Genomic DNA, 12,776 nt, shown 5'->3' on the forward strand with positions numbered 1-12,776 from the left:
CCTGATGAGGCGCCAAAGCCTTGATCAATCAGATACCCGCGTACCACTCATAATTGGCGACATCCTGCCAATAGCCACCTTTGCCTTCGCCGATTGCGGCCAATGAAGCGACCGCTTGAATCCCAGTCACATATTTTGCATGTTTATAGCCCAATTGACGCTCGACTCGGAGCCTCAGCGGCGCTCCATTTTCGATCGGCAAGGCCTCTCCGTTCAACCGATGAGCCAATATCGTCTGCGGATGGAAGCCGTCCAGCAAGTCTATGCTTTCATAATAAGGTCTGCCGCCCAACCTGTCGGCACAGTGAAAAACCAGAAACCGGGCACTGTCTTTCAGGCGCGCTATATCGAGCAGGAATTTTAGCGGCACTCCGGTCCATTGCCCGATAGCGCTCCAGCCCTCGACACAGTCGTGCCGGGTGATCTGGGTCCGCTGCGGCAGGGATCGCAGGGCGGCCAGACTGAATTGCTGCGGCTTCTCGAACAAACCGGTCAGCCGTAGCTGCCAGTCGGTAAAGCCCTGGGCCGCGCTGGCCGCATATTCTGGTGTTGCCGGATCACGGCTGCCATTGGCCCGGAAGCTCGGCGACAGATCGGCAATGTCATATTCACTGGCCAATTCCATTCGATCGCCCAAGGCGCGCTGCACGGCGAAATTGGCTGTTTCGGCGCTCGCCAGGACTTCCTGAAAAGCCGGATTCCGGTTCAGGGCATCGCAACCGGATAACAGCCCCCCTGCACCGATCGCGGCGCCGGTGATCAGCTTCCGCCGGGTGATGATGGTCATTGCCCTGCCCCCTTGTCCCGTCCGCCGGTCAGCATCGCTGTCGTTTGTCTTATCGGCCCCGAAAGCAGGACCATCACCATATGGATCAGAAAAAACAGCATCAGCAGAAAAGCGGTCAAAAAATGCACCGACCGGGCCGACTGGCGGCCTCCAAACAGATCGGTCAGAAACGGCCAATTGGCATCCATCGCCGGCGACATGGCGAGCCCGGTCACGATCATCAGCGGCAGCAGAATGAAAATCACCCCGATATAGCTCAATTTCTGGATGACATTATAATCCTGTGTCGACGATTGCCGGATCGTCGAAATCCGGGTGTGGTCACGCAAGGACCGCCAGATGTGAGATGGCCGCCACTCTGCTCGGCGCAAATGCAGGTCTTTCTGAATATGCCTGTTCCAAAGCGACCGTAGCATGAACAATGTCAAACCGAGGCTGAATATCCAGGCAAAGAAAAAATGCCAGCGCCGGCCGTCTGCCAGACTGTAGCTCGAGGGAATGGTTGCCCAGCCGGGAAAGGCCCATTTACGGGTTCTGCCTTCGCTGTCTTTCCAATTCCCCAGAAAACCGGTCGTCTCGATGCGCATTTCACCCAGACGCAGATAGCCGATGCGGTCTGACGAACCGACCGCCATCCAGGCATAGTCATCATTTGCACCATATTCGCCCCAGTAGAGCCGGGGATGAGCGTTGAAGATGGTCAGCCCACTCATCAACAGCACCAGCAGGCACAATGCATTGATCCAGTGCCAGAGACGGGTAGTCAGACGATGGCGGGGTTGATCGGGAATCAGGGCTTCCTTCGGCATATCGGTACTGTAACCGCTGGTTCGACATTGCCAAGCCTGCCGTTACACGAAAAACTGTTGCGCAGAGACAACACACCCCCGGTGATATCGACACTTGTCCATTCCTGACAGAGTCATGCAGTTGCCGTTCATCTTTGTAAAACTATATCAACTCACGACCGCTAAAGAAAACAACAAAGTGTAAATAACGTAGTGGTCAGTCTAGTTGTTAAACCAAGGATCAATAGAAATGAAAAATGTAACAATAGCGACTGCTATTGCAGTATCTGCGCTTGCGTCCCCCGTACTGGCTCAGAACAATACCGATTTTTCCGGAGTAAAGGCAACAGCAATCGCTGGCTATGACAATATCGATCTTGATATCGTCGGCGTCGATAATGTGGACGGATTCCTCTACGGCGGTTCGCTGGGCTATGATTTCCAGGCCGGCAATATTGTCTATGGCGTTGAACTGGAAGCCACCGAATCCACCGGTAAAATCTCCAACACAGCCGGGCGTATCGAAGTAGGTCGCGACCTTTATGCTGGTGGCCGGCTTGGCTATGTCGTCGGTGGGTCTACCTTGCTCTACACCAAGGCCGGTTACACCAACGCGCGCAGCTCATCCCCCGGACTGGGCGGCGCCAATGGTGACGGCGTCCGTGTCGGCGCCGGTGTCGAATTCAACCTCAGCGAAAAAGTCTTTGCCCGTGGCGAATATCGCTACAGCAACTATGAAGACGGTGTTTCGCGTAACCAGGGCCTCGTCGGTCTTGGCGTGAAATTCTAGTCCTCCAAGATTAGAACTAATGAAATTCTAGTCCTCCAAGATTAGAACTAAACAGAAGGGGCGGGTAGCGATACCCGCCCTTTTTTTGTCTTTCCAAACCTTCCAATTTTCTTCAAAATGTGAATTCATCATTGAAGGATGGGATATCATGAGCACCCACAAACAGGTTATCAAACTGCATCCTGATCCTCTGGCTGCCTACGCGATTTCGCCGGGATGGCAGGTAGGTGGCCTCCTGTTTCTTTCCGGCCAGGCTGCGATTGACGAGCAAGGTCAAGTGGTCGGCGCGGCTGATTTCGATGCTCAGCTACAGCAGGTTTTTATCAATATCGACCGCGTTTTGCACGCGGCGGGCAGCCGCCGCGACCAGATCGTCAAGGTGACCATCTATCTGACTGATATGGGAAATTTCCCGACGATCGTGCAAGCCCGAAAAATCTATTTTGAGTCCCCCTACCCGGCGGACACGATCGTGGAGGTCAAGGCATTGGCCTTGCCGGATCTGATGGTCGAGATCGACGTGATCGCCGTCGCCTAGCCCAGAGCGGCCTGTTTCTCTTCGGCCAGCCGGTCCAGTTCGGCACGACTTTTCTTTTCACTTGCCGATTTCAGCTGTCCGCAGGCCGCCATGATATCCCGGCCTCTCGGCGTCCGGATCGGCGCACTGATTCCCGCATCGAAAATAATCTTCGAGAAGGATTTTATCCGTTCGGGGGTCGAGCATTCATAGTCCGAACCGGGCCAGGGATTGAACGGGATCAGATTGACCTTGGCGGGCAAATCATAGTTGCGCAGCAGATTGACCAGCTCGCGGGCATCCTGATCGCTGTCATTCTTGTCCTTGAGCATCACATATTCAAAAGTGATCCGCCGGGCATTGTTGGCGCCCGGATAGTCCGCGCAGGCTTGCAGCAATTCCTCGATCGAATATTTGCGGTTGAGCGGGACGATCTCGTCTCTGGTTTCCTTGTTCACCGCATGCAGGGAAATCGCGAGATTGACATTGATCTCTGCCCCGGCCCGCGCGATCATCGGCACAACGCCGCTGGTCGATAACGTAATCCGGCGGCGCGATAGCGCAAGCCCGTCGCCGTCCATAACGATCTTCATCGCATCGCGCACATTATCAAAATTATACAAAGGCTCGCCCATGCCCATCAGCACGATATTGGTCAGCAGGCGTCCGTCGGACTTATAGGCCTGATTATATTCCTTGGTATTTTCCGCCTCGCCTTCGTCGGAAAAATCCATTACGCCCTTCGGCCATTCGCCCAGCGCATCACGCGCAAGCATCACTTGGCCGACAATCTCGCCGGGCGTCAGATTCCGCACCAGCCGCATCGTCCCGGTGTGGCAGAAGCGACAATTGAGTGTGCATCCCACTTGGCTGGATATACAGAGCGTACCGCGATCCTCATCAGGAATAAAGACCATCTCGTAATCTTGCGCATCCGCCGAGCGCAGCAACCATTTGCGAGTCCCGTCTTCCGACAGATGCGCTTCAACGATCTCCGGCCGACCAATCACAAAGCGCTCTGCCAGCCACGGCCGCAGACTCTTGCTCATGTCAGTCATCAGCGCGAAATCATTGATGCCGCGATGATATATCCAGTGGAACAGCTGCTTGGAGCGCAGTTTTCCCTGCTTCTCCTCTAGCCCGGCATCGATCAGCACGCTGCGGATTTCCGCAACGCTGAGACCTATGAGGTCAACGCGGCCATCGGCACGCGGAGTGACCTTGGCGGGTAAGGGAACGGGATCGATATGGCCGGGAATCTGCATGGGAGCGCATATAGTGCGTGTCCCCGGGAAAATCTACCGCAACCGCGAACATCCCAAAGATGCCGCATCAATCGCCGTCGCAGCGCCGCGCAGCCGATAGGCGTCGACGATCGGCTTGCCATCGCGTCCGACGCTTTCCACGGTCATGCTGGTGGCCGAACGAATGGCGGCGATGATGGCGGCATCCATGCGCTTGTCCTGCGACCAGCCATCAGCGCGATTGGCGGTGAGCTGAAAACGGCGGCCGGCGATACTGACCATCACCCGGCTGTTGGTGGACCGGTCACGACTCAAGCGGACGTGGAATTGCCGCCTGATTGCGCGACGAGGCCAGAAACCGACGGTAGCAAAGGATTTGCGCTCGGCCTTGCCGGTGATCTCCTCCGACTCTGCAATCGCATAGCAGCGCGGAATTTCCGGATCGCGGAACGCGCCCCAGCTGTTGAATATGCCGAGGGAATCCCTGGCCGCCAGCGGGGACGAGATCACGGAGATTGCGAGTCCGAGAAGAATATATAGCTTGTTCAAGCCTTCTCCCCTTCCCCTCCGCCGATGTGAATAACGTCCTCTACGCCGTCTCTGATCTGGACGATGGAGCCCTGCGGCAATCCTTCGGCAATCGGTGCGTCAAAGCGCGGATGCGGATCGGCACCGACAAGCAGACCGCGCAACACCCGGCTGGTCATGCCGTGGCTTATCAGCACCGCATCGCGGACAAATTCCTGCTCCGCCAACCAATGTTCGAGCCGTCTGGCGATAGCACGATAATCCTCACCACCGGGAGCGACCGTGACAAACAGCCGTTCGGTTTCGTCTATTTCCAGCTGGCCGGCCAGATCGCGGTACCAGGCACCGCCCCATTCGCCCATATCTATTTCGCGTAGCCGCTCATCGCTGCGCGCCTGATGCCAGTCCGCACCGACATGTTCGGCAACCACCGAAAGAGTCTGCAGCGCCCGGTCGGTGTTGGACGCGATCAGATCAAGCTCCGGTTGCTCCTCCGCCAAATGGCGCGCAAGCGCTTTGCCCATTTCGTCGGCCTGGGCAAATCCGGTTCGGGTTAGCGGCGTGTGGATATGATCGCCCTGCAGCCGGCCCGCCAGATTAAAGATCGTCTCGCCATGCCGCGCGATAAACAGTCGTTTTCCCTTGGTGTCGATGCCGCTCATATTAACCCTGTTCTGTCCCGAAATGGCCTAATCCATCCCCTGTCCCTGCGGCTTTAGCTGCCTTATTGGTTTTTTCCACAGTTTTTCACGGCATTATCGGACGTTGACGGCGATCAGGCTTGCCCTGCGGCACTTTATTGTTAATGAAGCGGGGAACTATCCGTGAGCCTGTGCGGAGTCTTTTGCGCAGCCATTTTCACGGTCGATCGGGAACAAGAAGGACGGTTTATGAAAGCGACCATTGAACGCGCGGCATTGCTAAAGAGCCTGGGCCATGTCCAGTCCGTGGTTGAGCGGCGCAACACTATCCCCATCCTCTCCAACGTGCTGATCGAAGCCAGCGCCGACGGCAGCATCAAGCTGATGGCGACCGATCTTGATCTTCAGGTTGTCGAAACCGTCGAAGCCCAGGTCGAAACCGCCGGGTCCACCACCGTTTCCGCGCATACCCTGTTCGACATTGCCCGCAAGCTGCCAGATGGCTCTCAAGTGCAGCTCGACGCCGCCGACGGCAAGATGAAGGTCAATGCCGGTCGCGCTCGGTTCAATCTGCAGACGCTGCCCCGTGACGATTTCCCGGTCATCGCCGAAGGCGAACTGCCGACCAGTTTCGAATTGCCGGCCAGCTCGCTGATCCAGATTATCGACAAGACCCGTTTCGCAATCTCGACCGAGGAAACCCGCTATTATCTCAACGGCATTTTCCTGCACGTGCAGGACGAGGAAACCCCGGTACTCAAAGCCGCAGCGACCGACGGTCACCGTCTCGCTCGTGTAACGCTGCCCCGCCCTGCTGGCGCAGAAGGCATGCCTGACGTGATCGTGCCGCGCAAATGCGTCAACGAGTTGCGCAAATTGCTCGACGAAAATAGCGAATCATCGGTTCAGGTCGACCTGTCGGCGAGCAAGATCCGCTTCACATTGGGCACCGCGATCCTGACCAGCAAATTGATCGACGGTACTTTCCCCGATTACACCCGCGTCATCCCGACCGGCAATGACAAGCTGCTCAAGATCGATGCGAAAAGCTTCGCCCAAGGCGTCGACCGCGTCTCGACCATCGCCACCGAAAAAACCCGCGCCGTCAAAATGGCGCTCGGCGATGACAAGATCACGCTCTCGGTAACCTCGCCGGAAAATGGCAAGGCCGAGGAAGAAGTGCCCGGCTCCTACAAGGACGATGTTTTCGAAATCGGTTTCAACTCGAAATATCTGATGGATATTCTCGGCGAGATCGAAGGCGACACCGTCGAACTGCATCTGGCCGACGCCAGCGCCCCGACGCTCATTCGCGAGAATGACAAGTCGACAGCGCTTTATGTGCTGATGCCAATGCGGGTTTGATCGACTCGATCAAATTAGTTCTTTGATCGAACTCCTGGAGAGGAACGAACATGCTGCATGACGAGGCAATGCAAATGTTCGAAAGCGTTGCAAATAAGCACAATCGTCAACTGATCATCGATGATGAATCAGACTATTGGATTGATTGCCATCTCGAGGCCAATGATGGTTTATTGTGTGAAATAAGCTTTGTTTGGATTGATGATCTAGTCAATCTCTCAACCGACTATTTTTCAATGGAATATTATGTCGACGCTGTCGAAAATGCCTCGGCTCTGTTTTTAGACGCAGCAAATGACATACTTGGTAATAAAGCTAGATCGCTCTGCCTATACCGGAGAAATTCTGCAGCCCCCTATAAAGTGAAGCTGCAACGCCATCAAAACGGTCGATGGAAAACCTTTTACACATATATGAACAGATGGCCGTGGGGATTGTGTCCAAGGCAGGAGGAAAGGTTTTTTTTCGTCGATCCACCTATTCTCTCGATCCCTTGAATCTTGCCCGACTTGAGCCAATCCCGATCGACAGCCAATCGGAGCCTTCTCCGTGTTCAGATGACTAGCATTTGCGCTCACCGCGCCATATAGCGCCCACATAGACAATGACTCGACCTCTCTCCCTCTCCCGGTTCCTGAAAACCAACCCGGCGATCCACGCATTCGCTTTGCTCGCGATATTGGTGAGTGCGCTGACGCCGCAAGGCTTCATGCCCACGCACACCGCGAGCGGCTTTGCGATCAAACTTTGCTCGGGCCACGCCGACAGCAAGCTGGTGATCACGCCGGACAACCCCGACTTTGACCTGCTTACGCTGGTCTATGGTCAGCAGAACGAGAGCGCGCCGGAACCCGAACAGGAACCATCAACGCCTGCCTGCGCCTTCGCCGGTGGCACGTCCTTTGGCCTTGTCGCTTCCGCACCAGAGCTCGCAATGTCGACATTGCCTCCGGCCATGCACGAACCATCCGAACCCCGCCGCTTCGCGCTGCGCAACCGGATTAATATCCCGCCCGCGACCGGGCCGCCGGTAATTTCCCGAACCATCTGAAATAGCGCGCGATCTTAGCCTTGATGGGTGAATGATCGCACCATTTGCATTTTTTCCGGCTCTCCCACGCGGTGGGACATGGCCGTTTGGGAATTATCATGAACAGAAGAATATTGACTGTCTTTACGGCGAACATCGCCCTTGCCTCGCCTGCTTTTGCCGAAGCCGACCCGCTCACCGATATCATTGTCACCGGTCAGCGCGACAAAGCCACCACCGACGAGATTGAAAGCAACAAGGAGATTGTTTCCACTCCCGACGCAGCGTCGCTGGTGGCCCGCGCTCCGGGTGCAGCCCTGATCGACAATGGCGGCCTGTCCGGCCAGGTCCAGTATCGCGGCCTGTTTGGTGACCGGATATTGGTCCGGGTCAATGGACAGCGCTTTTCGTCGGGCGGACCCAATCTGATGGACCCGCCGCTGCACTATGCGCCCATGGCTCTGGTCGACCGGATTGAACTTGATCGCGGCATCAGCCCGGTCCGCAAGGGGCCGGGCCTTGGCGGCGGCGTCAATGCCATTCTGAAGCAGGCTGAATTCTCCGACAGCGCTTCGATGCAACCACAAGCCGATCTGACCGCCGGCTATCGCAGCGGCGACAACAGCTATCTGACGGGAGGGCTTGTCAGCCTGTCCAGTGAACGGGTCAAACTGGGAGTGATAGCGTCCTACGAGAAAGGCGATGATCTGCAATATCCGGGCGGCATCATCGCTTCATCCAGTTTCGAGCGACTGAACTATGGCGCGCATGCGGGGCTGAAAGTCGGTGACGGCAGCCTGACCTTGTCTTATCGACGTCAGGAAACCGATCCGACCGGCAACCCGCCTTTCCCGATGGATATCCAGTATTTCAACACGGACTTCCTGAGCCTCGCCTTTGAAGGCAAGCTCAGCGACAATCTCTATCTTGAAGTGGAAGCCGGCCATGTCGCGGTTCGCCATCTGATGGACAATTTTTCGCTGCGGCAAGGACCAGCCAGCCCGATGAACCTGCGCGCCACTTTTGCCGATGCAGATAGCAGCACGGCCTCCACTTCGCTGCGCATTGGAACGCCGGATCGGCATGTCCGATTGGGCGCGGATGTTGAAGTGATGGACAAGGATGTGCGGATCACCAATCCGGTGAACACCAGCTTCTTCCTGACATCGCTCAACAATATTTCGGGTAGTAGGATCGGCGGTTTCGTCGAAAGTCGCCTCGGATTTGGGCCGATTGAAGCCGAAATCGGCGCACGCCTTGATCATCACCGGATGGAGGCAGGATCGCCGTTGCTGGGCAGCGCAGTTCCGATGGGCCCGCGCGTTCTTGCCAGTGCTTTTGCCGCTTCGGATCGCAGCTGGTCCGATGACACGATCGATATCGCGGCGCGCTTCTGGAGCGATATGGGGAGTTTCAAGCCCCGCCTGTCGCTGGCGCGTAAAACCCGTGTCGCCAATGCAATCGAGCGCTTCTCATGGCTGCCGACCGGCGCAAGTGGCGGGCTTGCCGACGGCAATATCTATGTCGGCGATCTGAATCTGAAGAATGAAAAGGCATGGATTGCCGAGATCGGCTTCGACTATCAGGACAGCCGCTTCTATGCGCGGCCCACGCTTTTTTATCGTCGCGTCGATGATTTCATCCAGGGCGTGCCATATGATCACACGCCGGAAATCATCGACAGTCCGGTGGAAATGGTCGCAAATATGAACGGCGATCCGACACCCTTGCGCTTTGGCAATGTCGATGCTGAGATTTACGGTGCCGACTTGGATTTCGGCTGGAATATCAGCGGGCCGCTGAATCTCGATGGCACCGCAAGCTATGTCCGGGCGAAACGTCGCGACATTGATGATAATATCTATCGTATCGCTCCGCCAAATGCGCGCGTCGCTTTGAGCTGGCAGGAGAACACCTGGTATTTGGGCGCGGAACTGCAGGCCTTTGCAGATCAGAACAATGTATCTGCCACCAATGACGAACAGCCGAGCAATGGTTATTTGCTGGCGGGCCTGTTCGGTCATGTCGAACTGACACCAGGTCTCACGCTCGACGCCAGTGTCGAAAATCTGCTTAATAAAAACTATACCGAACATCTGGCCGGCTATAATCGGGTCGACGGTTCGGACGTGGCATTGGGCGCACGTTTACCCGGAGTGGGCAGAAGCGCATTTATCCGGATACGCTGGACAGGATTCTAGTTCCGCAATTTGATTTGGGGGCGCAGCCGGAAAACCGGCTGCGCACTCACAACGTCGCTATACAGGCCGTTTACCGGTTCGGGAGGGAACCGGGCGGGTGAAGCAACCCCCATCGCTCGCGAGAGAGAAATCTAGCCGCCAAATTCCCGCATTTTCGCCACCGCCGGACCGGTATTCCGCGCTCCTAGCCTTCAAGCGCCTTCCAGGTTTTCGAGCCGACAATCCCGTCCGCATCAAGCTTCTTGTTCTTCTGAAACTGGCGAACAATGGTCTCGGTCGCCGGTCCAAAATCCCCGTCAATCGCTACCATATAGCCTTTCTCGCGCAGCATTTCCTGCAGCGCAGCCACTTGACTACCCTTCAGGCCGCGTCGCAGAACGGGACGAGAATTTGGTTTCGCATTCGCTTCATGCCCGAGCGCTTCTACCCGGGCCAGAGCGGTTTTCGCCTTGCCCAGATAGCGCCTGCGGTCATCCAGCCCGTTGAGACCGCCATTGACTGCCTTGGTCACCCGGATCAAATCATCCCGGTCACAATGCCGGTTGATGTTGCGAGATTTCCAATATTCGCAGGCGATGACCAGAGAGGTCACCGGTTCCGCTGCCAGTTCCGGATTGCCCTCCAGATCGAGACCGATCTTCTGGCCAAGCGCCCGGTAATTGGCGCGTCCGGTCAGCTGCAACAACCCGCGACCTTTGTAGCGACGCCCATCACCCGGCTGGCTATTGCCGAGATCGCTTCGACCTTCATAAGCCGCACCCGATGCAAATTCTTCCGTGGTTCGGAAGCCAGCGGATTCGTGCGCAATTTGCGCCAGAAAATGCGCCACACGCAACGGCGTATCGATTTCATATTTTGCCAGCGTTTCCTGCATCTTGCCGGAAATAGCCTCGACGATACGCGCCTGCTTGCTATGGTTTGCGCCAGAAAAGCGCGGCATGATGCTCTGTAAAACGTCTATATCTACCGCAATCATCACATTTCCTCCCTTGGAAAATGCGACCCCATTTGCTGGCGGATTTTGCGTAACCCGCTCCAAATTGCAGAATGACTACAACAAGAGCCTGAACTGGAATAGGACCCAATCGACTCCTGCTGCGTCGATATTTTACTCCGCCGCTTCGAGCATCTCCACCATCTGCGGACCACGGATCAGCCCGCCGGGACGCTTGTCGGTCACGACGCCGCCCTTGAAGGTCACCTGCCCCGACTTGATCGTATAATCATAGCCATCTGCCTTTTGCAGCAGCCGCTTGCCGCCCGCTGGCAAATCGAACGCAAGCCAGGGCTTGCCCAGCTTAATCCGCTCCATGTCGATCACATTGACGTCGGCGAGATAGCCGGGCTTCAGCACGCCGCGATCGTTCAGGCCATAGAGCCGAGACGTATCCAGACATTGCCGTTTGATCGCATTTTCAATGCTGATCGTGCCGCGCTTGCGGTTTTTCACCCAATGTTCGAGCATGAAGGTCGGGCTCGCCGCATCGCAGATAGTGCCGCAATGGGCACCGCCGTCGGACAGGCTGTTCACCGTGTCATCCGCCTGCTGCAATGTCTCGAGGAAATCGAGATTGCCATCCATATAGTTGAGCAAGGGCAGATAGATGAAGCCCTTGCCGTCATCCGCCATCATCAGGTCATAGGCATATTCCGCACCGGATTTGCCTGCGGCTTCCGCGCGCGCGGCGATACTTTCGTCGGCCTGCGGTTCATAGTTGAAATCCAGATCCATCTCGAACTGCATCGACCAGCCCTGGGTGATGATCATGAAGACCGGCACGATATCAACCTGTTCCGGCGGGGTGCTGGTTTCGCTCAGCAATTGCGCCTTGAATGCAGTATCCTTTAGCTTGGCATATTTCTCGTCCCAGCTCAGGTCTTCCATCGCCATCCAGCTCGGGTGACGGACAAAGGGATGCACCGTGCCCTGCCAGGCCATGACAATGCCATTTCCGCGCAGCGCGATCTGCGCCACGATATTGGCGCCATTGTCATTTTCCGCGCGCATATTGGCAATCTGCTCGTCGAGCGACTGGTCCTTGGCGATCGACTGCAGCGCCGCAAAGGTCACCGGCATGCCGGTTTCGCGGCTGAGGTCGCCCATCCAGCCAAATTCGTCCCATTCCTTGTTGAGATCGCTCGCCATTTCGAACACGCCATAGCCGACCCGGCCCATGGCACGGCCGATGCCGATCAATTCTTCCTTGGTCGCCGTGGTACCGGGCACAAGCTCGCCATCGATACTGCGATGCAGGATCGTCCGCGAAGTCGAGAATCCGAGAGCACCGGCTTTCAACCCGTCCTCGACAATTTTCGACATCTGATCGATTTCATCCTGCGTCGGCACCGCGCCAGGCTTTTCCCGGTCGCCCAGCACATAGGCACGGACCGCGCCATGCGGCACATGGGTAGCGACATCCACCGTGCGCGGCATTCTTTCCAGCTCGTCCAGATATTCCGGGAATGTTTCCCAGTTCCAGCTCATTCCTTCGGCCAGCGCAGTACCGGGAATATCCTCCACGCCTTCCATCAGATTGATCAGCCATTCGTGACGATCGGGCCGGGCGGGCGCGAAGCCGACGCCGCAATTGCCCATCACCACTGTGGTGATACCGTGCCAGCTGGAAGGCGCCATTTCATCATCCCAGGTCGCCTGTCCGTCATAATGGGTGTGAACATCGACAAAGCCGGGGGTGACGAATTTCCCCGAAGCATCAATCTCTTCACGGCCCTGTGCCGCGACCGTTCCGACCAGCGAAACGCGATCACCATCAATGGCGATATCAGCCACAAAAGGCGCGCCGCCCGTACCATCAACAACCGTACCGCCACGAATTACCAGATCATGCATCGAGTCTCTCCTTATAATTTTGGCCATGCTTAAC

General features: G+C 56.6%; 13 protein-coding genes. 6 read left to right on the top strand and 7 right to left on the bottom strand.

Going from position 1 to position 12,776, the window contains the following annotated elements:
• Window positions 1–28: 28 nt before the first annotated feature.
• A complete protein-coding gene (locus tag AZE99_RS09080; protein ID WP_067200079.1) occupies window positions 29–787 on the bottom strand; it encodes a molybdopterin-dependent oxidoreductase in 759 nt (252 codons plus the stop codon).
• A complete protein-coding gene (locus AZE99_RS09085; protein WP_067200081.1) occupies window positions 784–1,596 on the bottom strand; it encodes a cytochrome b/b6 domain-containing protein in 813 nt (270 codons plus the stop codon). Before AZE99_RS09085 ends, AZE99_RS09080 begins: the two co-directional genes overlap by 4 nt.
• Window positions 1,597–1,825: 229 nt before the next feature.
• On the opposite strand from AZE99_RS09085, the gene AZE99_RS09090 reads away from it, so the two are divergent.
• Both AZE99_RS09090 and AZE99_RS09095 read left to right on the top strand, forming a co-directional pair.
• Window positions 1,826–2,365, top strand: a complete 540-nt coding sequence (locus tag AZE99_RS09090) for an outer membrane protein (RefSeq protein ID WP_067200083.1) — start codon at window positions 1,826–1,828, stop codon at window positions 2,363–2,365.
• 148 nt (window positions 2,366–2,513) lie between these two features.
• The gene (locus tag AZE99_RS09095; protein WP_067200086.1) at window positions 2,514–2,903 is read left to right on the top strand and encodes a RidA family protein; all 390 of its coding nucleotides are present in this window, start codon (window positions 2,514–2,516) and stop codon (window positions 2,901–2,903) included.
• Here AZE99_RS09095 and rlmN read toward each other — a convergent pair.
• Genes rlmN through AZE99_RS09110 form a run of 3 tightly spaced genes read right to left on the bottom strand, consistent with a single transcriptional unit; the run spans window position 2,900 to window position 5,316 of the window.
• Window positions 2,900–4,147 carry a 23S rRNA (adenine(2503)-C(2))-methyltransferase RlmN gene (gene rlmN / locus AZE99_RS09100; RefSeq protein ID WP_067200089.1) on the bottom strand — a complete coding sequence of 416 codons (1,248 nt, stop codon included), beginning with the start codon at window positions 4,145–4,147 and terminating at the stop codon, window positions 2,900–2,902. The two genes, AZE99_RS09095 and rlmN, sit on opposite strands and share 4 nt — an antisense overlap.
• A 33-nt stretch (window positions 4,148–4,180) precedes the next feature.
• Window positions 4,181–4,675, bottom strand: coding sequence for a hypothetical protein (locus AZE99_RS09105; RefSeq protein ID WP_067200092.1), 495 nt, complete (start codon window positions 4,673–4,675; stop codon window positions 4,181–4,183).
• Window positions 4,672–5,316 (bottom strand): histidine phosphatase family protein, encoded by a 645-nt coding sequence (locus tag AZE99_RS09110; protein WP_067200095.1) that lies wholly within the window; start codon window positions 5,314–5,316, stop codon window positions 4,672–4,674. Before AZE99_RS09110 ends, AZE99_RS09105 begins: the two co-directional genes overlap by 4 nt.
• A 228-nt stretch (window positions 5,317–5,544) precedes the next feature.
• Between AZE99_RS09110 and dnaN the strand changes: the two genes are divergently transcribed.
• From dnaN to AZE99_RS09130, 4 genes are all read left to right on the top strand, one after another.
• Window positions 5,545–6,660, top strand: a complete 1,116-nt coding sequence (gene dnaN, locus AZE99_RS09115) for a DNA polymerase III subunit beta (protein WP_067200097.1) — start codon at window positions 5,545–5,547, stop codon at window positions 6,658–6,660.
• 50 nt (window positions 6,661–6,710) lie between these two features.
• Entirely contained in the window at window positions 6,711–7,157 is a 447-nt protein-coding gene (locus AZE99_RS09120; protein WP_067200101.1) for a hypothetical protein, read from the top strand.
• Between the two features lie 107 nt (window positions 7,158–7,264).
• Window positions 7,265–7,711, top strand: a complete 447-nt coding sequence (locus AZE99_RS09125) for a hypothetical protein (RefSeq protein WP_156472179.1) — start codon at window positions 7,265–7,267, stop codon at window positions 7,709–7,711.
• Between the two features lie 98 nt (window positions 7,712–7,809).
• Window positions 7,810–9,891, top strand: a complete 2,082-nt coding sequence (locus tag AZE99_RS09130; RefSeq protein ID WP_067200105.1) for a TonB-dependent receptor — start codon at window positions 7,810–7,812, stop codon at window positions 9,889–9,891.
• Between the two features lie 184 nt (window positions 9,892–10,075).
• Here AZE99_RS09130 and AZE99_RS09135 read toward each other — a convergent pair whose 3' ends face one another.
• Both AZE99_RS09135 and AZE99_RS09140 read right to left on the bottom strand, forming a co-directional pair.
• Window positions 10,076–10,867: a peptidoglycan-binding protein gene (locus AZE99_RS09135; RefSeq protein WP_067200108.1), complete on the bottom strand. Its 792-nt coding sequence runs from the start codon at window positions 10,865–10,867 to the stop codon at window positions 10,076–10,078.
• Between the two features lie 132 nt (window positions 10,868–10,999).
• Window positions 11,000–12,742 carry an N-acyl-D-amino-acid deacylase family protein gene (locus AZE99_RS09140; protein ID WP_067200109.1) on the bottom strand — a complete coding sequence of 581 codons (1,743 nt, stop codon included), beginning with the start codon at window positions 12,740–12,742 and terminating at the stop codon, window positions 11,000–11,002.
• Between the last annotated feature and the right edge of the window lie 34 nt (window positions 12,743–12,776).

The sequence above is a fragment of the Sphingorhabdus sp. M41 genome, assembly GCF_001586275.1.
GTDB lineage: Bacteria > Pseudomonadota > Alphaproteobacteria > Sphingomonadales > Sphingomonadaceae > Parasphingorhabdus.